General features: G+C 41.2%; 26 protein-coding genes. 4 read left to right on the top strand and 22 right to left on the bottom strand.

Going from position 1 to position 24,040, the window contains the following annotated elements; all coding sequences use genetic code 11:
* Nucleotides 1-690 precede the first annotated feature (690 nt).
* The 4 genes from ACJJI6_RS11360 to ACJJI6_RS11345 all read right to left on the bottom strand — a co-directional run bounded on the left by ACJJI6_RS11360 (nucleotide 691) and on the right by ACJJI6_RS11345 (nucleotide 3,568).
* The gene (locus tag ACJJI6_RS11360; protein WP_444894862.1) at nucleotides 691-1,008 is read right to left on the bottom strand and encodes an ATP-binding cassette domain-containing protein; all 318 of its coding nucleotides are present in this window, start codon (nucleotides 1,006-1,008) and stop codon (nucleotides 691-693) included.
* A gap of 127 nt (nucleotides 1,009-1,135) precedes the next feature.
* Nucleotides 1,136-1,597, bottom strand: coding sequence for a hypothetical protein (locus ACJJI6_RS11355; RefSeq protein WP_444894861.1), 462 nt, complete (start codon nucleotides 1,595-1,597; stop codon nucleotides 1,136-1,138).
* A gap of 51 nt (nucleotides 1,598-1,648) precedes the next feature.
* A complete protein-coding gene (locus tag ACJJI6_RS11350; RefSeq protein WP_444894860.1) occupies nucleotides 1,649-1,957 on the bottom strand; it encodes an outer membrane protein assembly factor BamD in 309 nt (102 codons plus the stop codon).
* Between the two features lie 909 nt (nucleotides 1,958-2,866).
* The gene (locus tag ACJJI6_RS11345; RefSeq protein ID WP_444894859.1) at nucleotides 2,867-3,568 is read right to left on the bottom strand and encodes a CPBP family intramembrane glutamic endopeptidase; all 702 of its coding nucleotides are present in this window, start codon (nucleotides 3,566-3,568) and stop codon (nucleotides 2,867-2,869) included.
* Nucleotides 3,569-3,823: 255 nt separating this feature from the next.
* Between ACJJI6_RS11345 and ACJJI6_RS11340 the strand changes: the two genes are divergently transcribed.
* Nucleotides 3,824-3,988, top strand: a complete 165-nt coding sequence (locus tag ACJJI6_RS11340) for a hypothetical protein (protein WP_444894858.1) — start codon at nucleotides 3,824-3,826, stop codon at nucleotides 3,986-3,988.
* 410 nt (nucleotides 3,989-4,398) lie between these two features.
* On the opposite strand, the gene ACJJI6_RS11335 is transcribed toward ACJJI6_RS11340, so the two are convergent.
* From ACJJI6_RS11335 to ACJJI6_RS11265, 15 genes are all read right to left on the bottom strand, one after another.
* Nucleotides 4,399-4,782: a hypothetical protein gene (locus ACJJI6_RS11335; RefSeq protein ID WP_444894857.1), complete on the bottom strand. Its 384-nt coding sequence runs from the start codon at nucleotides 4,780-4,782 to the stop codon at nucleotides 4,399-4,401.
* A gap of 128 nt (nucleotides 4,783-4,910) precedes the next feature.
* Nucleotides 4,911-5,975, bottom strand: a complete 1,065-nt coding sequence (locus ACJJI6_RS11330; RefSeq protein ID WP_475713426.1) for an alpha/beta fold hydrolase — start codon at nucleotides 5,973-5,975, stop codon at nucleotides 4,911-4,913.
* Nucleotides 5,976-6,886: 911 nt separating this feature from the next.
* Entirely contained in the window at nucleotides 6,887-7,558 is a 672-nt protein-coding gene (locus ACJJI6_RS11325; RefSeq protein ID WP_475713425.1) for a DUF6629 family protein, read from the bottom strand.
* 900 nt (nucleotides 7,559-8,458) lie between these two features.
* Complete coding sequence (locus ACJJI6_RS11320) at nucleotides 8,459-8,863, bottom strand: putative signal transducing protein (RefSeq protein WP_444894854.1); 405 nt, start codon at nucleotides 8,861-8,863, stop codon at nucleotides 8,459-8,461.
* Nucleotides 8,864-8,933: 70 nt separating this feature from the next.
* Nucleotides 8,934-9,197 (bottom strand): hypothetical protein, encoded by a 264-nt coding sequence (locus ACJJI6_RS11315; RefSeq protein WP_444894853.1) that lies wholly within the window; start codon nucleotides 9,195-9,197, stop codon nucleotides 8,934-8,936.
* 1,065 nt (nucleotides 9,198-10,262) lie between these two features.
* Nucleotides 10,263-11,147 carry a TolB-like translocation protein gene (locus tag ACJJI6_RS11310; protein ID WP_444894852.1) on the bottom strand — a complete coding sequence of 295 codons (885 nt, stop codon included), beginning with the start codon at nucleotides 11,145-11,147 and terminating at the stop codon, nucleotides 10,263-10,265.
* Nucleotides 11,148-11,784: 637 nt separating this feature from the next.
* Nucleotides 11,785-12,243 carry a DUF2314 domain-containing protein gene (locus ACJJI6_RS11305; protein ID WP_475713424.1) on the bottom strand — a complete coding sequence of 153 codons (459 nt, stop codon included), beginning with the start codon at nucleotides 12,241-12,243 and terminating at the stop codon, nucleotides 11,785-11,787.
* A gap of 131 nt (nucleotides 12,244-12,374) precedes the next feature.
* Nucleotides 12,375-12,632: a hypothetical protein gene (locus ACJJI6_RS11300; RefSeq protein WP_475713423.1), complete on the bottom strand. Its 258-nt coding sequence runs from the start codon at nucleotides 12,630-12,632 to the stop codon at nucleotides 12,375-12,377.
* Nucleotides 12,633-12,773: 141 nt separating this feature from the next.
* Nucleotides 12,774-13,298: a hypothetical protein gene (locus ACJJI6_RS11295; RefSeq protein WP_475713422.1), complete on the bottom strand. Its 525-nt coding sequence runs from the start codon at nucleotides 13,296-13,298 to the stop codon at nucleotides 12,774-12,776.
* A gap of 457 nt (nucleotides 13,299-13,755) precedes the next feature.
* On the bottom strand, nucleotides 13,756-14,523 hold the full coding sequence (locus ACJJI6_RS11290) for a hypothetical protein (RefSeq protein ID WP_444894848.1): 768 nt from the start codon (nucleotides 14,521-14,523) through the stop codon (nucleotides 13,756-13,758).
* A gap of 675 nt (nucleotides 14,524-15,198) precedes the next feature.
* Nucleotides 15,199-15,654: a GNAT family N-acetyltransferase gene (locus ACJJI6_RS11285; RefSeq protein ID WP_444894847.1), complete on the bottom strand. Its 456-nt coding sequence runs from the start codon at nucleotides 15,652-15,654 to the stop codon at nucleotides 15,199-15,201.
* 519 nt (nucleotides 15,655-16,173) lie between these two features.
* Nucleotides 16,174-16,536, bottom strand: coding sequence for a CC0125/CC1285 family lipoprotein (locus tag ACJJI6_RS11280; protein WP_444894846.1), 363 nt, complete (start codon nucleotides 16,534-16,536; stop codon nucleotides 16,174-16,176).
* Between the two features lie 355 nt (nucleotides 16,537-16,891).
* Entirely contained in the window at nucleotides 16,892-17,212 is a 321-nt protein-coding gene (locus ACJJI6_RS11275) for a hypothetical protein (protein WP_444894845.1), read from the bottom strand.
* Between the two features lie 37 nt (nucleotides 17,213-17,249).
* Nucleotides 17,250-17,972: a helix-turn-helix transcriptional regulator gene (locus ACJJI6_RS11270; RefSeq protein ID WP_444894844.1), complete on the bottom strand. Its 723-nt coding sequence runs from the start codon at nucleotides 17,970-17,972 to the stop codon at nucleotides 17,250-17,252.
* Between the two features lie 416 nt (nucleotides 17,973-18,388).
* Nucleotides 18,389-18,724: a hypothetical protein gene (locus ACJJI6_RS11265; RefSeq protein WP_444894843.1), complete on the bottom strand. Its 336-nt coding sequence runs from the start codon at nucleotides 18,722-18,724 to the stop codon at nucleotides 18,389-18,391.
* 241 nt (nucleotides 18,725-18,965) lie between these two features.
* Here ACJJI6_RS11265 and ACJJI6_RS11260 point away from each other — a divergent pair, with 241 nt between their 5' ends.
* From ACJJI6_RS11260 to rho, 3 genes are all read left to right on the top strand, one after another.
* A complete protein-coding gene (locus tag ACJJI6_RS11260) occupies nucleotides 18,966-19,124 on the top strand; it encodes a hypothetical protein (protein ID WP_475713421.1) in 159 nt (52 codons plus the stop codon).
* 141 nt (nucleotides 19,125-19,265) lie between these two features.
* Complete coding sequence (locus tag ACJJI6_RS11255; RefSeq protein WP_444894841.1) at nucleotides 19,266-19,619, top strand: hypothetical protein; 354 nt, start codon at nucleotides 19,266-19,268, stop codon at nucleotides 19,617-19,619.
* Between the two features lie 307 nt (nucleotides 19,620-19,926).
* Nucleotides 19,927-20,865, top strand: a complete 939-nt coding sequence (rho, locus tag ACJJI6_RS11250; RefSeq protein WP_475713420.1) for a transcription termination factor Rho — start codon at nucleotides 19,927-19,929, stop codon at nucleotides 20,863-20,865.
* A 744-nt stretch (nucleotides 20,866-21,609) separates the two neighbouring features.
* Here the strand turns inward: rho and ACJJI6_RS11245 are convergent.
* The 3 genes from ACJJI6_RS11245 to ACJJI6_RS11235 all read right to left on the bottom strand — a co-directional run bounded on the left by ACJJI6_RS11245 (nucleotide 21,610) and on the right by ACJJI6_RS11235 (nucleotide 24,039).
* Nucleotides 21,610-22,467, bottom strand: a complete 858-nt coding sequence (locus ACJJI6_RS11245) for a PA4780 family RIO1-like protein kinase (protein WP_475713419.1) — start codon at nucleotides 22,465-22,467, stop codon at nucleotides 21,610-21,612.
* Between the two features lie 528 nt (nucleotides 22,468-22,995).
* On the bottom strand, nucleotides 22,996-23,451 hold the full coding sequence (locus ACJJI6_RS11240; RefSeq protein ID WP_475713450.1) for a DUF4259 domain-containing protein: 456 nt from the start codon (nucleotides 23,449-23,451) through the stop codon (nucleotides 22,996-22,998).
* A gap of 123 nt (nucleotides 23,452-23,574) precedes the next feature.
* Nucleotides 23,575-24,039, bottom strand: a complete 465-nt coding sequence (locus tag ACJJI6_RS11235) for a hypothetical protein (protein WP_444926986.1) — start codon at nucleotides 24,037-24,039, stop codon at nucleotides 23,575-23,577.
* Nucleotide 24,040 lies beyond the last annotated feature (1 nt).

The raw sequence follows: 24,040 nt of genomic DNA, 5'->3' as shown, positions 1-24,040 counted from the left end.
ACTAACTTGACGCGCTTTAGCCCCCATCATTATTTTGTTGTACTTTTAAACTCCCCGTGTTGGGGAGGGTATATGCAAAACTTGTACTTTGGTGACAGTTTTTAAAATGGCCATAGCATTGCGGCAATAAGTTACAAATGACGCGAGCTCGCGGATTCTAAAGACTTTCTCCTCAAACTTCCATGTTTCCACATATTAAGAGTGGAAAATTCATGCCCCATAAGTCAAATAACAAATTGCTCAGATATTTTTCTGTTGCTAAATATGGTAGGCGTTTAGAAAGCTGGTCTATAACGCTTGCACAAGCGTCCCACTTCCTCGCAGATATGATCAGCACGGTGCTAGTTCAAAATGAGAGGGGTAGTTGAGTACTGGAATTTGATGTGGCTTTACAGTCTCCCTAAAGCTTTACTGCGCTATTAACGATTTACATTTGAATGATTGAAAAAATTTTCTAATTAAGCATTATTTTTCATGGTGAATATTGCCGAAAGCAAAGGTGTATACTTGGTGCAGAGATGGCCCTCGCATAAGGTGGTCTCGCCCACAAAAAGTAGACACTTTGACTATACGCATTTGCGCTCATACTTTGCTGGACTTGCGTAGCTTAATGTAGATTATCTACGAACACTAAGATAGAAAATCTCAATGCATTCAAACATCTCGGATTTTGCTTGCTTTTGGCATTAACTAGATACCGATGGCAATATTCTGTTCAACGGTAAGGTGTGAGAAGAGGGCGTAGTCCTGAAATACCACCCCAATTTTACGTTGTTCTGCGGGAATCTGTTTCTCACGAGAGGAAATCACTTCTCCAGATAGCTGAATATTCCCCTCAGCGATTGGCTGGAAGCCGGCAATGGCATGTAGCAGAGTTGTCTTACCGCAGCCGCTAGGGCCCAACAAACAGGCAATTTCTCCCGCTTGTAAAGCAAAGGAAACCGATTCGATAACTACCTGCTCACCGTAGCGGCATTGCAGGTTTTCTATAGAGAGTATAGGGAGCACAGGTCTTCCGGTAGTTTGGCCTGTAAACGATTAGGGCAGCTTTCGGGTTCATAGTTATCACTACACTAACCGGTAGCCAGTCCAGAGTGAAGTATACTTTTAGCTGTGCAGTAGTGTTGGATGTTTTTTAGGCGAGTGAATTATCTAAACACTCGCCATCAACCTCGTATACTAAGGTATCCATTCTCGTGGATATTGAAATCTCGCCTGTTCCAGATTCACAGTGCTCAGCTGAATAGTAACGATATTTGATTTTAAGATAAGCCGGCCCAACTCCGATTATACCATCAGCCCCTGCATTTGGTGCATGTATCGGACTATGAGTGATCTCGAGAGAAGATAACAATACATTTCTTACATTGAATTTTTCAGGGAGGGATATCTTCACGGGTCGATTATCAATACTGAGGTCGATATAACTAACGGAATTATCATCTGGCGTGAGGGAAATTTGCAGCGAAAATTCTTTGAAGGGGCTAATTAAATTTCCGCTTACTCTTGTGTTTAGAATCTCGGCATAGAGATCTTGAGCTGTATACGCTATAGCAGGCGAAATGGCAAAAATTAATACAGGTAGGTACTTTATCAAGTGAACTGCCTAGCGCTTGCTAACAAAGATATGCACTAGTGCGTTGCTTTACTACCAAGCATTTTTGTCATTCTTGGAACCTCCTCCCAGCAATCGCCGAAAAAGCCCGGAGAAAATATCTGCAACGATATCCTCTTTGTTGATAATATCTTTTTCTCTTAGGTTCTCGGCCTTTCTGTCTAGTTGTGTAGCCATAGAATATTTATTGCGGGCCCTAGCTTCCTCTGCTTGAGCTTCAAGTTCGTTAGCTTTCGCGTTTCTTTCATATATGTTTGGGGTTGAGGCACACCCGGAAATAAATAAAACGGACAGTATGAAAAATAAACTCCTCATGTTCGGTAAAATAAATTCGAGTTTCATAAAATTATAACTGGTAGGTGTTGGCCTGTATAGGATTACCAGCAATATACCATAGTAGCGAGCTAAATGCTGGGCTCCATATAATTGTAGCCCTCAAGATGAGAACACCAGAACTCTACACTTTTTTATAGGGTTATCTAATTCTAGATGCCTGATCCAGGGTGCATATAGATACTTGTTTAGATTTATTCCAAGCTGGGAGTAGACAAGGGCCCGAGTAAAGAATCCTAATATGTAAATAGCCAGTAATATTAAGAATGAAATCAATATCTGTTTCATAGAAATACACTGATCCTATTTTCAACACTTAAAGTATGCGACACCACAACAAAAGTAGAGGCAATCTCACCACAGCTGCTGTAAAGTCTCAGTACTGCTAGCGCGCGATCTACACGCAGGCATATCAGAAATGTCAGGCTACGCAGCGTGCGTGTAATTTTAGGTGCTATGATGATTTATTTATGTCACTCTTCAATACAAGCACCGCTAGATATATCAAAGAAAGCGGTGGGATAAATGAGGTTAGAAAACCTAAAATAGAGCCGATAATAGGTGTGCTTGTCTTTCTCGTGCATAGATAAATTGAAAGAGCGGTGGCTAGGGGAATCCATACCATAAAAAATGTTCCCAAAACACTGATGTTTATATTCATTTTCTTCCTTAAGAATTCACAATCTTCATTTTATATTAAATATACATTAATTCTCACAAGTGTTCATGACTTTTAGAGGGTTTGATTCTATTCGTTCCAGTTTGTCTTCCCGTTGCAAGCATTGAAGTTTAAATCGATAACAAAGTTGCACTTAATTTGTATTAAACTAAGTGTCAATATGTTGACGGTTACTAGTAAATACACTTACATATAAAATGACGCCTATGAATATATAGAAATTTGGAGTCAGTAGTTTTTTAACTCTTGGTTGGTACACGGTTTGAGGTATTTCTTACATAGAACGCGATCGTTCCTGAATAAACATCTATTATTATGTGGGCAATGATTGCAACCACAATACTCTCAAAGTACAGATATACACCGCAAAAGACGACGCCAATGATAGCAGTTCTGAGAACATGTCTCCAGCCAAGATAGCAATGCCATAGCCCAAAAATCACACTGCTGCCTAAAATGGCAACTATCCAATTGGTTTGCTGCTCAAGAAAGCTGTACAAATACCAGCGGAATATCAGCTCCTCACATACCCCGGCAGTAACCGAAACCAGGAAAGTGAATAGTAAAAGCTCTTTCCGTGATTTTGGCAGTAGATCGACAAGAGCATTGCTGCCATTTTGTAGTTGACCTAGAACCTGTTGTCTAATATGTTCGTTGTTGTTTATGGAGGAGATTAAATATACAAAATATGCAAGGAATGCGATGAAAATAGAAATGGCAAAATAAAGCTTCCAAGTAGAGACAGGGAGACCGTCTGGAGCTTGAATGCTTAATTTGCCTCCAAAAAAGGAATAGCACAAGAAGCCTGTGATGGCCCACAATATCACTGCCGTCTTTACATATTCTTGACTTTTACTTTTAAATCTATATTTCTCTAAGAGTAAATCTGCTAAAGGAAATACCAATATTATAGATAGTAACGCTACTTCTGATGTCTGCATACTAATCATCCTAATTCAACAGTAATAGTTTAGAGTTTATATTACAGAAAGAGTCCAGGTAATTTCCCCCTAGACTACAATTGTTATATTTGTCTGCCTCTAATATTGGAAATCCTTTCTGTTAATAAATAAAGGTCCATTATCGGTGGCTACTTGTGGCCTTGGTTGCCGCAGCTTGTTACAACACCGAGTTGTAGAGAGTTCTAACAAGTACGAACGTAATAAGCTGTCTATAGACATAAATCGTGTATCTATGTGGACCACGAACCAGAGTATGTAGGCTATCTTAAAGAGCCTCGAAAGATCAATATCGGCAAGGATAACAACAGCAACTTCGTTGATATTTATGTGAGGCCGGAAGAATATTTCCTAAGTGGTACTGTAGATGAGGGTGGTATTATCGGCTCATTAAAAAACTAAGACCTCTTTACCTGAAAAGTGTACTAATTGAATCTATAGGGATATTTGAAGTAGAGTTTATCTGTGTGTAGACAAGGGTGGTTAGTTTATTACTACTTACAGCCCATTCTAAGTAAGAAGACTCACCGAATTCCCAGGGCACCTCAGCCAAACTAGATGCAACTAAAACCATTCGCCTTGGTCGGATATCAAACCGGAGCCATCGGTGTTTAGATTAGAAAATCATAAAGGTATTTGTAAGCTAATAACTTTGATAAATTAGCGCTTCGATATCAGTATAATGCCAAAGGACCACCTCTAGCGGATGGTTAAATTGATACACAACCATATAAGACCGATCCAAATACCCAAAAAAAGGAGGTTGACCATAAAATGAAACTAAAAGATTAACAAGTAACAATGGTCAGTTGTTAGTCGATTTTTGCTATAAGCTCATTGACTTTAGATAGACTAACTACGGCGCAGTCACTGAGTATTGCAATGCTCTCACACATACCATCAGGGAAACAGTGGCCAGTTTCTTGCCATAAACAGATTTCATAGCTCTCCTTTGTTATGGATAGAGTTGCCTTTCTTTCCTTACGTTTTCTTTCGATACAGAATGAATAGTGTTTTCTGTGGCTGTTAGCTTTTACAATTAATTTTCCGGTGGAGTTAGATGAGTCACATTCGAATAAATTATATTGCCCTGAATTTAGTTTTTTATGTAACTCTATAGAGATAATTTCCTCAGCTAAAAACGGCCAGTCTGACCATGCAAAATTTACAAGAAATAAGTTACTTAATGCGATCAATCTATACACTATTTTCAACTACCGTAATGTTTAGCCGAGGGAGAATCTGATGTTATATACGCGATAATGGAAACGCAGCAACCGTACATAAAGTCTAGCTGTAAGCTTGCAGCGCAATGTTATATTTATCATGGAAAGGTTTTTTGTAGCCACACTAAAATCTCAGCACTTAACTTTTCGGGGTTTTCTTCCGAAGGGAAATGGCCGCAATCCTTAAGTTCCACACTTTCTAATTTGTGTATGAATGACTCCATGTTAACACTGAGACCTAGCTGATTAATTGGGTCTTCATTTGGCCACAGGTAAAGATATGGGAACTCAACCTCATAGGATTCACCTTTCTTGCTGAGTTCGTGCCATGAAAGCTCCATAGCTCTATACCAGTTGATACTCCCATTGAACCCACTTTTTTGGAAGGTGCGAACATAGAATTCAAGCTCTTCATTGCTTAGAAACAGTTTGCCTGGGAGGGTTTCTTTTTTGAGAATCTTAGGTAAATCCATTTTTCTTTCAGCCGAGCTAGTTGAAAAGCTCTTTAAATATGAAGCATGAAAGAATTTACTTCGCATAAATGTTGTAAACAATTTTTCAACATTCTCATTTAGAAGTTTTTCAGGAGTTAAAGGTGTTTGCAAGAATTGATTGAAGGCCACCTTATCTATTACTGGTACAGTTTCAGAAGGGAGTTCGTCTGCGTATTCTGGACGAAATGCATGTGGTGCACCAATATTAATAACTCCTAAACAACGCTCCGGATACAAAAATGACATTGACTGTACAATAAAACCACCCCAATCATGACCACAAAAAATAGCCTTATCTAAATCTAAATGATCTAAGAGACCAACTAAATCATCACAGATTTTAGGTGCGGTATAATCCTCAATATTGTTAGGACTTTGAGTAAGGCCATATCCGCGCAAATCTGGTGCAATTGATCTATATCCATTTATCGAGAGAGTCTCAATTTGATGCCTCCAGGTAAAAGCCAGCTCTGGAAATCCATGACAAAATACTACAGGAACCCCTTCTCCCTTCTCATAGTACGCCAACTTAATTCCATTTACATTTACGAAATTCGGTGAATTGAAAAAGTTAAACGAACTTTGCGATTCAGCTAATGCTGCAGTGAGCTTCGATTGCAGTAATGCTGCCAGCCCAAATGAAAGGTTAAGAAAGCTCCTTCTTTTCATTATTATTTACTCTTTGCTTCTTATATTGTTGAAGGATAACGCCCTGCTTGTATTTTATACATATATTTTAATGCTATTCAAAGCCTTATGCGGGCAAATAGCTCAATTACCCCTTTAAAACATATGTATTTCAATCATTTGTACTACTTATTTCTCTGGAAATCGCTTGAATTTTACGATAAATCTAGAATATTCGTTGATGTAGAAGATATGTTACAGGGATGTTTTTATGTCTTCCTAGCTAATGTGTACTTGAGCTTATTTTGAATTGGTCGTACAAAAGTACTCGGTACTCTCGTAAAATTCATTGAAGTAGTGGTTTTCACAGTAGTGTTTGTGGATAAGGTTCACCGACCGGATCATGGAACAAACTGTTTGGTGGAATTTATGGGAAAGGGTAATGCTGGATTTTTCCGGTGGAGTTGTTGTTTAGCTTTTGAAATTATATAGCTGGCAAATCTGTCTCTACCAATTGAGGCCAACTTTCCCAAAGATGTTTTGAGTTTTATTTGACGATACCATAAATGTTTACACCGCTAGTTCTGGCCTCAAACACGAAACCATTTCGATACAACCGATTAAAGGTACTATGGTAAACGAAGTTAGGTCTGTCTATTTCATAACTAGGGCAAATTTCAGCTGAGTGTTGATGGACTAATTCAGGGTAGGTACCAGATATTTAGGTAAATCAAAATCCATACCAAATACAAAAATAGTAGTGATGTTTAGGTGGCTTATAGCTGATCATAGGCCTCTAGTTACTGTCACGTTTGAGCATGTCTTTTATTGTTGGTTCGTTTGAGCTTGGATAAGAGTAACTCTCTAAGGAACCTTGGCTCATAAAATAACTGTTTTTAATATTGTCCTTAATGTTGAGGTCCTAATTATCTTTGTTGCTACCACTATAAAGTCTATTTATTTATCTTTTCTTTATAATCATTTTTTAATAAAAAATAAATCCATAATGTGGATATCGCAGCAAAGAAGCACCAGGTTGATACCCATGTTTCGCGTTGAGTGAAATAAACGATAACACCTAGAAGCATAACAAGTGCCCAAAATTTTATAAAAATTCGATTGCTCGACAATAAAAATAAAAATCCAAGTAAAGAATAAATAATATGTCCAGTTGTAATGGCGAATAAACTGTAATCGGATGTGATATAGCATAAGCTATGACCGCATACGCTTGTTTTTATCAAGTGTCTTGGTCCTGTTTCTAACAGGATAGGTATCCAAAGATATAAGCCAAAAGTAAAACCTACGATTATTAACATAATAAAGAAAATTCTTTTCCATTTTTTTGTCTCAAGGCTAAAGGCAACGATTGGTATCCAAGTGAGCCAGAAAAATAAGGCAAAAAACAAATATAAAATAGAAGCTTTTGTCGTTAGTGAAATATAATTTTCGTTGTATCCAATCCATACTACTCCTTCAATCGCTTGCTGTAGCGCAAAAAGGAGAGGAGTAATTGCGAGTAATAAATAAGTTTTGTCATTTTTAATCGCATGTGTTGTACACAAAGCACCGCCGACAATAAGCAGAGCTGCTGATCCGAACGATGCCGTGGCTGAAAAACACATAATGATTTTCTCTATATGTAAGATATTCTAACTTAAGCCAAAGCCATATAATTTGATATGCAACATAACAATATCCTTAGCGTAGAAAATCAGTTGATTTTGCTATTTTGTACTAAGCTTATGAATTAGTCTGTGATGACTAGGTCTACTTCAACGTTTTCAATTCATCTTATGAGTTAAGCTGAAAAGACTGATAAAGCTATATTGAGCTTGCTTATTTAACTCGATACCTATATAAGTAGAGTCTATGCGAGGGGGTTAAACAAGTCAGTGTAATGATACTGTGGTGGTTGCATTATCTATTCCATTAATCAAAGTGGATCTCAGTTTTGCCTCATGGGTGTGGGGTTAGCTTTTACGCTTAACAGTCTTAATACGTCCGTTAAATTAAATACATTGGGGGGTATTAATCCTAGCGATACTCACCGGTCATTTACGATGAGCACATTTATCATAGAGCGCTATTAAATCGTTGATACCAGAGTAATTGCCTTTTACTCAAGACATCTTAGATTTCAGATGTCCGCGTCACGAATAAGCCTATCTACCGTAAACGAGAACTGACAGTCATAGGTTTTCAATTCCATAGCCCTCGGTATCCTTGCCATACTTTACGACTCACTTTGGACATTGCGGTTAGGGCTGGAAATCACATCCATTTGAACCCTATTTTTTCAGATGATTGGCCATATAAGATGATTGGGGTGTTTAAAATGGCGTTGTCTTGTTCGCGGTGATTGTAAATGAGGCAATTAAGGTTTAATCCAGCAGCTTGGTGAATGGATATACCTTATTTGTTTAGTCTAAAACTCATATTCAAATCAATAGGCTTTTAACAAAGAGTATGGGTGGGGGTATTGGCGCCATGTTCAACATTAAAGGGGCAATATTTTATGATCGCTAATTATCAAGCTTTTGGAAGTGGCCGCAGTCCTTGCACTTAACTCCATGTTGATAGAAAAATAAAGGCATCCCTAAAAGTAGGAAAACCAAAAATGCGGGCTTTTTCCCCTTGGTAAACGGCTCGACATTTCGTGATGAGCAGGACTCGCATACTCTTTCTTCATCATGCCCTAATTCTTGGTCTACAAGATTGGAACGGTCTTGATTTAGTATTTCATTGGCTTCATCAAGGTCTCTTTCCGACACTTGAAGCCTTACTCCACCCATAGCATTAGAATATAGCCACTGCATATTGACTGTGTGCTCATCTGCAATGAAAGCGTGTATTCCTTCAGATTCAAGTCGTGCTTTTGCAATCTGCGCTTCATATGGAAATGAGAATCTAGCAACGGTTACTAGCAAGTGATCACCTTAGCGCTTAACGTCTTGAGCTGCGGGACGAAGTGTCTGAAAACTTAGACGTGTTATGTTTTTATAGCCCACTAAGGAAACCCCACAACTTACCCCAGCGTTCTAGTTTTTGATCAGCGCTCAATAGCCTCGGCTGAACTTGAATAGGGTCGCCAAGTTGATCTACACCTTTCATTAAGTTGAGATTTACTGCTCCACGAAGCTGGCTATTTATATTGCAGCCTACGGCTAGCAGTTGATTACAACCTTTGCAATGGTAGAAAACTGCAAGCTGATCTCCATTTTGATTAGTTGAAATTCCATCGCCAATGAAAACCGCAGACATAGTTGGGTCACTTATAATTGGGGAAGGATTGGCTTGGCAATAACTGCAATCGCAAATGCGCGGATTCAAAGCTTCAAGCGGCTTTGCTAACTGAACTTCAATATGCCAACGGTTACATTTACACGATCCCTTAAAGAGCATAAAAATTAGTTCCAATTATGATGAAGCATAGTGTCTATATAATGGACAAGTGCAGCGGCTCCAGAGCTTTATCGCACCTGCCACCGTAAGGACCGTAGCAACGAATGCCTGGTTCATTTGATTGTAATGCCGCTCAGCTTGAACAGGACACATCGTTTGCCACCCCAACAACAATTACGAAGTTGATAAAAAACTCACTCGCAGTGAAGTAACCAAATTCCCTAGACAAATCCACACCAGAGTTCAAAGCAATTGTGTATTTGTTGCTTCCATTATTTTGCTCAATGACCGGTAAATTGTCCGGGACTCATCTGGTGCTACAGCACCAAACCTAAGTCTATTGCTTGGAAGCTGAACAACTGCCGAGTCTACCTATATTCCACTTTGGTTCTTGATCATCACATTCGGCATCACCCCAAAGAAGCCTATCTAACACCAGTAATCAGCAATACAACGGTAACTAGTAAGCAATATCTTCTCTTCAAAATCGGATACTGCGCAGAACGGAATAATACCCGCCAGCAGTGGCCGCAGAGAAGTGGAATTTCCTCTGGCTGAGCTTGGATTACGGGAATGAAAGCCCCTTTAGCACGACCGCCGTTTATGACTTCCATTAAATGCCAACTACTAAAGAATGGCAACCAAAAGACGGCGAGATTCTGGGGGAAAGACGCCCTACAAAAGTAACGAGTTGACGAACAGAAAACGATATAAGGCTTGACCTGTAGGTGAGGTCGTCAGGGACACCAAAACTACATGATCGTGAATGCGGAGGTTGTATTATGAAAGTTCATATTCTTATATAGCGAGCTACTATAAAGCTATCAGTGTGGCCGCTGACTCATAAGAGAGTAGTGTTGGAGCCGGTAGTTTGAAACTATCGGCTACCCGATTTAGGCTGGCTGTATCTTTGTATTGCGCGGATTAGAATTTGGGTCTGTGTTTTTCGATGATTTGCGCATCTACCCAATAGATATCACCCTCAGGATCGACACCGTCTTCTCTCTTAATGGGGTTGTGATTGAAGAACAGATACTTACCGTCTGGTGACACATACGCGCTGGCCTCATTGCCGGCGGTGTTTATGGTATCTCCCAAGTTTATTGCCTTACCCCAGGAACCATCTTGTTGGCGGAAACTGATGTAGAGATCTTTATCGCCGTAACCGTCGTCTTTTTCGCTGTCCCAGATAAGGTAAGAGCCATCGGCGGCAATGAAGGGGTGCGCTGTCCACTTGCCAGAGTTGATATGCGGCCCCAGCAGTACAGGTGGCCGCCGCTTGCCGTTGCTAACGGTTGATATACGTAGCACGTCATTGCTTTTGTAGTCGTCAAACACTATGGTGCCATCAGCTGATGACGTCAGACGCATGATGCCCCAATCTTTGCGGTCGAACATCGTCCCCATACTTTTAATATCTGACCAGCCTGATTCGGTACGCACCATGTACTTGTTCCCCAAGTGCATGGTTTTGCCATCCGGGGCAAGTAGAGGGCGGCCGACCCTTGGGCCAACAACGGATTCGTGCCACTGGTTACCTATCTGCTTGAAACGAATGAGCAACCACTTTTCAGTGTCGACATCCATTCGGCTAAAGTAAAACTCGGTCATATCTGGTGTGAAAGAGCCGCTATAGTCACGATGCCGGGTTGCGACATAGCCCGGCGCGAATATTTTGGGTGTTAGTCCCGGTGGTGTTTGCCCAAGGTAGGGGCCTTCCAGCAGGGGAAGTGCTTCTTGGCTACAACCGTGGCTACTCACCGCAAGAAGAGAGATCAGGAGTATGATAGAACTACAAAAATGCTTCACAGCTTGCCCTTGTTTTTACATCAACGAATAAATGAACAGCGGGCAATTTAATCAGTTCGACATGAAAACAACTGAAGTACTTATGATTTTTAAATGATTTTGAGCTGACGGCACCAAACTTTTAAACCTAAAGTGCACAAAAACCAACACACTTGGCAAAAGTAAAGACCGGCAGCTGGCCACTGTAGACTGGTCAGCTTTCAAATATCTAGGGCAGGAAGATCACGGGAATCCGTACCAACCAGCTGTCCTTGAAAGAAGGATACTAGATGGAAGCGCTTACTGGACTGAAATCTTTAGTCTGGAGCATCGCATAGTGCCTCCATCAAGGGTATAAGGTCGCCTCTCGCTGCTGTGCCGAGAGTACCCACTAAGGATGTTGCAGCGCCAGCACGAAGCTTTAAACACACCAAACTCAACTCTGCCATATCAGTGTAAATTGATCACCAGCTAAAAAAATCAGGTCCTTAGAAATCGTTGAGCGAATATGGCTTGGAGGTGTGCGAAAATCGTTAGTTGTTTAACGATTCACTGCTGGGTGGTCGAATGAAGTTAGAATTTGCTGTGGCTGGCGTGTGACGTAACCTGTCTGATCGCGATAGCAACGAACAGCATTCGCTAGTTAGGCACTTGCCTTCTAAATTGGCTCATATGATGAAATTCCAATATATGAGTCATATTCCTGTTTTTCTTTTTCCGAACCAAGCTGTTCTCTTGTTACCCGCAAGGTGTAAGCGCCTATTGCATGCCCGTTTTCAATCACCATCCAATCAAATAAATCCTCTGGATCGAAACCAAGTCGCTCACCTACTTGATGCCACTTTCTAAGCTCTTCTGGGACATCGAAGAATACTCCTGAAAGGAAGTTTTCTTCGACATGGAAATATACATCTGACAACCAGAGGTATAGAAACCGATCTTCTCCAAGCTTTTCAGATAAATCCGGATCTCTAAACCTTAGCTTTGCTGCGTAAATGGCTTTAGGGCCGGATTTCACAAGATTGATGAAATCACCAATAGTGTTCGATGCTTGAGCGGATTCCTTAAGCATTTCTTGATCTTGATTATGCGTGTTTCTGAATAACGGTTCGGTCATTCTCGATTTTTCCTTGCCCGCTAACGCCCAGTATATCAGCGACCAAAGCAGGGAGAAATAGTACGTAGGCAGTCCAACTCAGTGTTTCTACAGAGTGTACGAGCTATTGTTTGTTATATATTCTGTACATATTAAAACTGTCTGGCAGCAAATAAGCCCGCTATAACTATTGCAACAAGGCCGGTGGCACTACACCAAAAACCGTGACTATTGCCGTTATAACTATCTAGATAGACAGTTTGTTTTGGTGAAGGGTAGCGGCCGAGAGTGATTAGTTTACAGATGGGCCAGCCAATCCAGTAGCAGATGGTGCTGAAGAATATTTCCGCTAAGATATATCCTATACCTCGGAGAAATCCCTTGCCTATCTCCCCAATTAAATCATCCATAACTATCTTCCTTGTTGATATGTAAAATGCATTGCTAAGCGGCTCATTGGGCGGCAGCGTAGTTATGGCTACGCTAGAAATTCCCGCCCAAAATATAGTGGACTCAAAGCATCCACTGGATTCATTTGCTATAATTTCTTACTAGTATTCTCTGTATTTAACATTTGCTTTAAATGCTTCGGCTTCAATAGGGGAATCCTCATACCCATGCTCTAACACACCTAACAAATGACCAGAGAGGACGTCCTTAAAGCTAGCTCGCTCTACTTGTAAAACATGAACAAGCTCATGTGCCAACTTCGGAGTATCCATCTGGAATCCCTTTCTTATGTATATAGAATAACCAAATACTTGTGCATTATTCACAACTCCGTCGCCTATAAGTCCGGCCGTCTCACCAATAAACTTTAGAAGTGAATTCTCACGTGGAAATGGCACTTCATCCACATAAACCAGTCTTATTTTTTCAGGGTACTTAATGCCTATCTCTTTCGCAATATCAAGGTGCTTCTGATCTAGAGGGTGACCAACTTGAAGGCCATCAGAATCAATTACTTCAGCCCACTCTGCATATGGGTTTACAAAGGTAAATTCAATTACTTTCTGATGAAAAACAAAAGGCAAAGCTAAAACAGCTAAACCACAAAGCAAAAATTTACTTTTCATATTTTACTACCGCTTTAAACTATTCAGGGATCAATCTATCATAAAAGCACTAAAAAACCATTAAAAATCAGTAAGTTAAATCTAACTTGTGACGATGGTGTTAAGTGTAATTATCAGCGACTTGACTACTATTCTTTGTACATGAGCGGCCCCTAAACACTCGGTAATATAAAAGCTTTTCAGGCTTTTATAAGCCTTCAAGTAGATTAGGTATATAATCTCTAGTTCTACCTAAATCATAAATCCTGAAAGCTATTTCAAACGTTTAGTCTGTTATAGCTTGGATAAACGCATGGATGCATGGTTTACTCGGGGGGATGCCTGTTTATCCCAAAACAGATAATTGTCTGCGAGTCGGAATGTTTTGTGGATAGAGAATCGCACACTATAGAACCAAACGATAGATAGTGGGTAGCCAGAAGCTAGAAACTGCCGGCTGCCCGATTTCAATACATTTTTAGCACGGAAGTACCGAAAGCGCCGAACCCAAGGCATTTGCTATACCATTTATTAGCTCAGTTGTCACTCGTGCCTTATTAAGCGCGATGTCAACCAGCAAGCCAAAAATGACTGAGATATAGGCCAGGTATCCAAAACCCATATAGTCATTGTATAAGATGGTATAAAACCAATCTTGACCATATGTGTATATGGCGGAAGATATGATGGTAGCAACGAACAAAAGCACTGCAGGTAAGAACAAGTGAGCTATTGCTTTTGGTTTGGCGAAAGATACGGCCAAGAGGATAAGAAACATTAGAAAATTTGACCCAAGGAATATACGAAGGTCAAGTTTTAAATTTCCCACTATCTCAAGGTACTTTCCCTTAATAAGATCGCCGAGTGTATGTTGCGCAACTTTAATGCTCTTAAGGCGATCGAGGTAGCCTGCTGTGATAGACTGAGCCAAAGCCTTTTGTCTTTCACAGTCATAACCACACATAGAGGCAATTACACTTGCTATTTTTTGCGGTAGATTGTTATCTAAGTCTTCTTTAATTTTTTCCGATTCCAGTCCAAGTCTATTGGCAATGCTCAGCGCTTGATTTGCAACTGTAGATTCGCTTACAAGATGCTGTTTTTCTCGAACCTCCTTCTCTATTTGGTATTTTACAAATCCTTTTGCTGATTCTTCTATGCTCTCAGGCGACAAGAATGTAATAGAGAATAGAATTCCAAAAAATAGAATTCCAAATAACCCGGTTGAGCGTAATGTAATATTCATAGTTTCCTTAGCATTTAACGCCTGAGTAACCCGTAGCAAAGCGTAAGCTGTCCGGGGCCGAGGGCACACAGTATGCTGTCTTGGTACTGCCGTATGGGTACGGACTAATGAGGTGAAAGTCCGTTGTAGAAAGATCACCATTTAAGGAGGGTATTAAATGCCAACTACTAGCGAATGGCAACTGAAACACCGTGAGGTCTTATGGGAAGGAAGTCTCTAGCAAAGTTATGAAGTGACGAAAGAGAATGTCATACAGAGCTTAGCCATGAGGCGAGGTGGCCAAAGACAGCGAAGCCAAGTGATAAAATGGGTAGAGTAAATGATGTAGTTGTGTAGTGAAAATTCACGCTCTTATCTAGGAAGTTATGCTTAGCTTGTTGCAATTAAGTTGTCACTGCTGATTACATAAATAGGCCCAACCCACTATCCACCATCGAAGGGATAAAAAAAGTGCTGGAACATAACAGCGCCTAGGTCAGTTATGATCAAGGTGATTAATCAGAAGTTGGCTGATGGCCTGATAGCCTATTGCTGAGATTATTACCCTGGACATGGTTAAGGCCTGCTTGAGGCTGTCGCCGGGTAGAAATTCATTGAGAGTAGTGAGCCACCCATTGCGGACCCTGTGATGGATGGGGTGGGTAGCAGGCAGCTAGAAACTACCGGCTACTCGTTTTAGAGCGCATTTTTTAATGATAATGCCACCTTTTTAATGCCATGAGACGGAATCCATCGTTTAAACTCAACAAAACCATACTTTTTATATAAATTAATTGCGGGCTCATTTACATCAGCTGTTTCTACAATTGCTTCTATAAATTCAAATTTATCTAGAATGTAGCTTAGCAATTTACCTGCTATTCCTTTCCTAAAATAATCTGGGTGAACAGTTAAACTATTAATTTCTAATCGCCTATCTTCTATAGCAATCTCGATAGTTGCGGCTAGACATTCATTGTCAATAAATCCATAAAACCGCGATTTAGAATTCTTTATATCTTGAGCACTACGCGATAGTGGAGGAAAGTTAGTAACACCTATCAATTGAGCTTCAACCTTATAGGAGCGTTGAAATATTGTGAAAATCTGATCTGCTACTTCTTCGTTTAAATTGTCAAGTTTTATTATCATATTAAGCTTAGCCTAAAATTTTGTGGGCACACTAACTTTTACTGCAACAGCATCCACGGAGTAGATTGTTTTGCATTATAAGCGCAGTGAACAGAAAACAAGCGTTGGAGTAAATATCAAATTTCCGGTGCTTGGCACATTCTGCATGGGCATGCCCTATATGAAATGAAAGCCCTCTGTAAGAAGGTCGTCGTTCAATGGGCTACATTAAATGCTAACTACTAGCGAATGGCAACTGCAACACCGCGAGATCTTGTGGGCAGGTAGTCGTAATAGCTGACGAGCAGAAACATCAATTAAGCCCTAGCAGGGTGATCTAATGAGTACAGTAAGTGATACATTTTTTTAGTGGAAGTCCACGCTCCATGAGTAGAGATCTGCTTAACCTGTTGCAATGATGCTATCAGCATGGCCACGTGATTCGTTAGGTGGTCGTTGAGTAGAAATTCACTACGGATGTGTAACCGCCCATTACAGACTAGTATGATGGGCGGTGTGGGAGCCGGTAGCTAGAAACTATCAGCTATCTGACGTAGGATTGGATTGAAGGCAGGTTACTATTCCTACAAGCTCTGGGAATTGGTCACCAATTGGTACAAATACGCCACCTGTATAAACCATACTGAAACCACTAAAAGGCTCATCGTTCATATCGCTTTGAGAGTAACCGTTTGGACAAAGTTCTGATGCCCTACGATGCCATAGCTCTTTAACTTGCTCATTAGAGGTTAAGCCGTTTCCACTAAAAAGTAGCTTGTATTTTCCATCTGATACCTTTTCCTCCTTGTAGCCACCACCAAATCCATAAGGCTGGTATGGTGTTGAACATGCTGGAAGTACCAGAACAAAAAGAGGAATAAGAATTTTTTTTAGCATATTCATTCGGTACCTAGTCTTGCCTGCAAAAAGTAGAAACTCTAGCTATGCATATTTACGCTCATACCCTGCTGGAATTACATAACCCAATGCAGAGTGCCTATGAGATCTATTGTAGAAAATTTCAATGTATTAAGACACCTCACATTTTGCCTGTTTTCACTCTCGAATGTCCCAGCATAGATCAAATTGATTTTTGCCTACTAAAGAATGATTCCTCGCCTCAAACAAAGAGCTGCTCGACGCTATCGTTGGGTAGAATCTCATTCCGTATAGGGAGCCGCTAGTTGTAGATCTTTATGATGGGTTGTGTGGGGGCCGGTAGCTAGAAACTACCGGTTATCCGATTTAGATCCTTGTTTCAGCTGATTCTCGACCAGAAAGACATGTCTACTGACTCTTGGTCAAGAAGCTCTAAATATTTTTGAGTAACATCATTATGAAGCCAGAGCTGGCATACTTCTTCTGCTTTTACTTGAGTAGTAGCAATAGCAACATCTGCATACTTTCCATCTTTGCCCTTAAGTAGGAAGTGAGATAAAATCTCTTTTTCGTTTGATAGAAACTTATCATCTACCTCCTTGGAAAGAGCTAAAAGTTGCTCCTCTGTAACACCGTCTTTGAGCTGGAATACAGCAAACTCAAAACCTAAGAATTCAGATGTATTATTTTTGAAAATCATACTTATCTCCGTTGTTTTTGGAGATGCAATTATCCATCTACCCTACTGACAGCGTTGTGTCAGGAGTTTCATCTGAAGACTGACTTTTTTGATATTTTATGTAGTTCTTCAAGGAAACATTGACAGGAAGCTGTGTCGGGGCAGCCGCAGATTTCAGAGTGTCTATGTGGTCAAGTCTGAAATCACGATATTCACTCTTTAGACTGCACCAGCTGCCAAGAGTCCATCTTCCTCCCCAGAAAAATAGACCAAGAGGGAAAACTATTCTGTCAGTTGTTTTGCCTGATAATGATTTGTAGCAAAGTTGTACCCACCGTTTTTCGTGTATGAGCTGATGGATTTCATCCCAATAATCAAAATCAATAGATCGGATATGCTCACCTGGAAATCTTACTGATCGTTGATCACCTGACTGAGTTAAAGTCTTATTTGGCAAAGCAGCTTCAATTTTACTCAATAAAGAATGAGATGCTTTGCTTAGAGTTGGTCCTGTCCAAGAGGATGTCATATTTACACCCAAGATCAAAGCTTCTAATTCTTGCTCTGTTAATTGTAAAGGAGGTAATTCAAACCCTTTAGAAAGCCTATATCCAATTCCGGCTTCTCCATATACAGGAACCCCAGATACAGAGAGGTCATCCATATATCTGTAAATAGTTCTCTCAGAAACGGAAAGACGCTCTGAAAGCTCTTTAGCTGTAATAGGCTGATGGGCTCTTAGGATATTTGTTAGCTGAAAAAGTCTATCAGATTTACGCATGAATTATTGGTGCTGCTCGATTTAGGGACCTGACGTCTTAAGTCGGGGTGCAGATTACTACGTCCCGGTGTAAAGCGCCCTTGCTGCCTTAACTTGGTACGCCCAGCATGGGGATGGGTTAAGATGACGGTCCGATATAGGAGCATCACCGTTTAATGGGCTCTATTAAATGCTAACTACTCGCTAATGGCAACTGCAACATCGAGAGGTCTTGTGGGGAGGAAGCCGCCAGCAAAATACTGTGAGCGGACGAGCAGAAACTTCTTATAACACTTAGTTTGGAGGAGAGGTGGCTGGGGGCATCGAAGCTATGTGATCCAATGGGTAGATATTCATTAAGGATAGGGAACCGCATATTGCGGGCTCGTACGATAGATGGAGTAGGGCTGGTAGCTAGAAACCATCGACTACCCAGTTTATGAAATTTCTTCTGGATTAAAAACAAGACGAATTTTGCTAATACGACCCACCTCAAAATGAAATGTTTGAGCCATTAATGTACTTCTACAATTTTTAGTGAATTTATATATGTAACATATTGAATTCGGATTGTGGAATTCTTCGACCATCTCATACGATACATCAACTGGAGGTGAATTTTTCAGAGATTCTATATATTCTTTGGCCGATTTACATTTAAACAATGGCCCTTCAAAGTCCAGCTTTTCATTTAGTATTAGGTCTAATGAATCAAAGTCCTTTGTTTCATAGAATATGTCCATATATTTTCGGGCAAGCTCTATTTTGTTCATATCGATTTCACATAACGTTTTACTCAGTCGCCACAGAAATGGAGCCGGTTAATGTTATCTTAGAAGGCCGTTTCTTGACACCTATCAAAAGTAGAGCTTAAGGCTTCATAACCATTGACACAATACGAAAATCAACAGTTAAGCCCATACCCCATCACCCAGCCTCGCCGCTCACAGATCTCTCTTGATACGACTCCAAACTGTCACTGAGTCTCCCGCTGTGTAAGCAGAGCATTCCTTTGTGGAAGAGGGGAGGGATAATGAGCGCCGGCGCCAGTGGATTGAGATTGAAATGCAAAAGCTGGTGGTTATCTTTGCGCTGGATATCACTGCCTATGCGGTAAAGAGTAATTACTATCATGTGCTGCTCTATATTGATGCTAAAACGGCCAATACCTGATCTGATGTTGAGGCCATTCTCCGCTGGCAAGAGTTCCTCAAAGCTTCTAGTTTGGCTCAGCTCTTCACTCAGATCGCCTCGCTGGACCGCACTGAAGAGAACAAACTTAAAGAGTTGATCAAGCTCGGATAAGAGCGATTAATGGATATCAACTGGATTATGCGCTGCCTAAACGAATCTATTGCCCACCAAGCCAACATAGAAGATCACTGTACAGGCATCTCCTGGCAAGACCATTTTAAGTCTAAGGCGTTACTGGATGAAAGAGCCTTGGCTACCTGCATGGTCTATGTCGATCTCAATCCTATCCGAGCTGACATTGAAAAAACCTCGCTGGACTCTGATCACATTTCCATTCAGCAGCGTATTCGTTCTGCCACCTCAGGTGAGCAATCCAAAGGCCTATTTGGCCAAAGTTACGTAATTTTCAAACCTAAAGTATATTTTTTCAGCATTTCACTTCGTCCGAGCCAGACCAGGAGAAATGGCCGTTAAGGTGGAAAGCCTGTATCATTTCCAGTGTCATCTTTCAATCTGTGGGTGTCCTGGTGTGAACCCTCAATCAGAAACGATTCTTCGTTTTTTTCAACCTTCTGGTCGGTGTTTCGATGGTTACGGCTGACGTTAATCGGTGTTCTCGGGTTTTAATAGGACTATTTGTCTGCCTGGGGTTCGGAAAGGTAATCGCTTAGCCGCAAGTTCTGGCTATAGTATCCAATTTGGGGGAGTACTAATCTTTTGTCCAGCCATCGACAATCATTAATAATCTCCCCGGTCTCGATTGATTTATAAAGAGCATGTTATGTCCAGAAAAATATTATCCTTAAAGGTAAAGAGAAATACGGAGCCTAAGAAGACTGATAAAAAGCAAGAGGATACTTCTGATCCAAAGAAACGGTTCTTAAATGGAGTAGCTATTAACCCATCTGAGCCTATTCGCCTTGAGTCAGGTTCTCAGCAACTTACGGTAAGGGCGATGGATTTGATTACGCCAATTGGTAAGGGGCAACGAGGCTTGATTGTGGCTCCACCGGGCTGTGGCAAAACCACTATCCTGAAACATATCTGCCAAGCAGTGGGGAAGGCTTACCCCGAAATAAAGCTGTACGCTTTACTTATTGATGAAAGGCCAGAGGAGGTTACTGACTTTAAGCGAAGTGTACCGGCCGAAGTTTATGCGTCCTCTTCTGATCATAGCTATGAAGAGCATGTGAGAGTAGCTAATGAACTCCATGATAGGGCCTGTAAGGAAGCCGGTGAAGGCCTGGATGTAATGATCGTGGTTGACTCGTTGACAAGGCTTTCACGGGTACATAATGCGCAGCAGAGTGGTAGGGGGCGTACGATGTCTGGCGGGATAGATGCCAGGGCTATGGAGATACCCAGAAAGCTGTTTGGCGCTGCTAGGAAGATTGAAGGTGGTGGCTCACTTACGATTCTAGCAACGATACTCGTGGGTACCGGAAGCCGAATGGACCAGGTGATATTTGAGGAGTTTAAGGGTACGGGAAATATGGAGGTAGTATTGTCAAAGGAAGTTGCGAGACAGCGAATTTTCCCTGCCTTGGATATTGCTAAAAGCAGTACTCGCCGTGAAGAAATCCTGTTCAACTCGAAAGATATTACAACGATAAGAGCTTTACGAAGAACGCTTGCTAGCCTAAAGCCTGTAGATGGCACTAAAAAGCTTATTGAACTCCTTGAAAAGTACCCGACTAATGCGGAGTTACTTGACCATTAACTTTTAGTTAAGTTTAAGGGTAGTATTTAGCCGCTTAGCATTTTTGGAGTTAGTTACTTAGCGACCGACTCCTTATTAGAACAGCTGTTATTCAGTTAAGGGCTTTACAACTCAATCCTCTGGTGTGTTTTTACAGGGTACCGCCCAATGAGGAGCTTAGTGGAAAAGTGGCCTTAATATGCCGAAAGGGTTGCCCTTTCAGCTGGATCACTATTTGGCGTTATTAGAATGGAGTGGCCGGCATTTAGCCCCAAAAAGTGCAGTGCCATTTCTCAAAAGACGCCTCTTATCCTTGAGCGGCAGGGGAACTCAGCAAAACACTGGCTCTATCTCAGTTGGAACTTAGAAAGTCGCTTTAAAGGTTTGTTGGGATCAGTAGAGACGGTAAAGCAAGCTTGCATCCAACTCGATAAACGCTGGGTACACGGGATAGGGATTGCCGGAGTTTCCTCTCAGCCACACCCTGCTAATCTACTCCTACCCAAAATACTCTATAACATGATTACCACTCTTTTATCCAAAATAGCATTTCCAAAAATCTGCATATCAATTCCCAGAACTTAATCTATCTTACCTATAAATCAAAGGGTAAGAGCCCCCAGAAAGGGAGCTTACTCTACAGTTCACAGCATCCTCCAGTCTTTGGGTGTCCTAATGTGTGTATGCATTAATTTGTGCAATAGGGTAATAAGCAATACCCGCAGCAACCAATAAGGTTACTAAACCGGGTGCTTTCATCTAAATTTATGCATCTTCTGAAGATTCACGTATGCGCTCTTTTCGTTCCAGTTCCTCTTGCATCACCGCTTTGATTTCTTCTAGCACGGCGTCGACATCGGCGCTGTCATCGTCATCATCAAACTTGCCGCTGAGCGTTGAGCTAGTCGTTAAGTTACCCTCTTCAAACAGTGCCCACATTTCCTTGGCGTATTGAGTCTGTAATAAAGAGGGGGCAAATCTGCCATAATAACGACGCATATTGTCGACGTCGCGAGTGAACATTTCTTGTGCGCTGTTATTGGCAGCGGCATTAACAGCTTGGGGTAAATCGATAATCACAGGGCCGGAATCATCCACTAGGACGTTAAATTCGGATAAATCACCATGTACAATTCCCTCGTGAAGCATGAGCATGATGTAATGAATCATTAATGCATGATCTTGAATTGCTTGCTCTTCTGACATTGTCACATCGCCAAGCCGTGGTGCGACATTGCCTGCTTCGTCAGTGATTAACTCCATCAATAATACACCGTCAACACAACCAAAAGTCTTGGGAACTCGTACATGAGCGCGTGCTAAACGGGATAAAGCATCAACTTCGGCATTTTGCCAAATTTCTTCTTGCTGTTGGCGGCCATAATTCGACCGTTTTTGCATGGCACGTGCTTGACGACCACTGCGAACTTTACGCCCTTCTTGGTATTGTGCGGCCTTTTTAAAACTACGCTTAGTTGCGTCTTTATAGACTTTGGCGCAACGAATTTTGTCACGACAACGGACAATAAATATATCGGCTTCTTTGCCGCTCATTAGGCGGCTGATAACTTCATCGATTAAGCCATCATCGATGAGAGGCTGTAGACGTTTGGGAGTTTTCACTAGGTACCAGCTTCGAGTGTTCGGCAATTAATCATATATGCTATTGACATACTTCCATGTGTATTTGAGGCAAGAAATCTAATCCTGCTTATGGATAAAGAGCGATTATGGGGCCCTATTGTGCCCGCGTAAAGGATGGGGGCAATAAGAATCGCACTTGACATGTTATGAACAACGCTGTGAAAGCCCCCAGCAGGACGATCACCGTTTAATGACCTCTAACTACTAGCGAGTGACAATTGCAATACTATAAGGTTTTGTGGGGAGGAAGCTGCGAGCAAAACTATGAGTTGGCGATCAGAAACATCCTATATGGCTTAGTCAGGAGGCCAAGGATGCCGAAGCCACGTGATCTAATGGGTAGGGCTAATGATGCAGTTGATTTGTGAAATTTTATACTCCTATCTTGGGGAATATGTGTAATTTGTTTCAGTGATTCTGCCAGCGTGGCTACTGGCTGGTAAGTAGGTCCAACCGGTTAGTATTCATGACCCGCATGATGGGTGGTGTGAGGCCGGTAGTTAGAAACTACCGGCTACCCGATTTAAGTGCGGACTTCAGGCGAAGCTGTAACCCACTAACATAGAAGCTCCATTCTTTCGATTCATTCCACAACTGTTTTAATTCCGAGCCTGGCTCACTACTACAAATTACCACAGCCTTCTCTGCTCTTGGCACTGCCTCTTCGCTCAATTTTGGCTTGAGAGATTTTGCGAGGCTCAATATATCTTCATTATATTTTCCACTCGGTACATTGAATATGATTGCTACTACTTCTGATGCTGCAATAGCATTGAAACAAATGTCAGCATCAATATATCCACCTCTAGATGGCGCATCGATTGCACTTTTAAAAAGTACTAGCGAATTATCTGAGTTGGATACTTCACTCACCCAATCTAGAGCAGTATCGTTCTCAAATGCACTGACTCCCCATACGCCCGCTGCAGCTTGGAATGGAAAAAAATCAGGCCTACTAGAAATACTAATTTATACATACAGCACTCTATTAACGGTTGCACTTAACGCCTCAATAACCGGTAGCCGAAGCGTCGTGTAGCGGCGAGTAGGCTGTCCGGCGCCGTAAGCGCGTAGTGGATTAATTGGTTATACGTATTCACAGCAGCCTTCATCAATATGTACTTCTGTTACCGAACCAGTTCTGCAAAATAGCTCTACAAATACATCATCACTGTTTGAGTGAAATCCAAACTCAAATTCTTCTTTGGATTTACATGTGAGAGACTTAAGGTAAAAATTTGATTGAATATCTTTTATAGTGAAATCTCCATATTTTTCTTTAAGCTTGGAATAAAAGAGATCATTTAGGTAGGAGTGCAAATTTTCTGGTCTTTCTGCATAGAACCGAAAAGCGTCAAGCGCTACTGGATATGGACCTTCTAGGCTTCCGCTAACAGCACCAAAATCAAATCTAGACGGTAATAGGCCTACAGGTTTTTCCACCTTCCAATATTCGTCTCTACCATCGTTGGCATACGAAAACTCACCCAGACTATCAAGTCGCATAGTCTTCGCTTTGTCCTTAGTGAAAATATTGCTGAGAAACGACACC

This window comes from Microbulbifer maximicatervae (SeqCode) (assembly GCF_056232625.1).
This window is presented reverse-complemented; position numbering and strand designations above follow the sequence as displayed.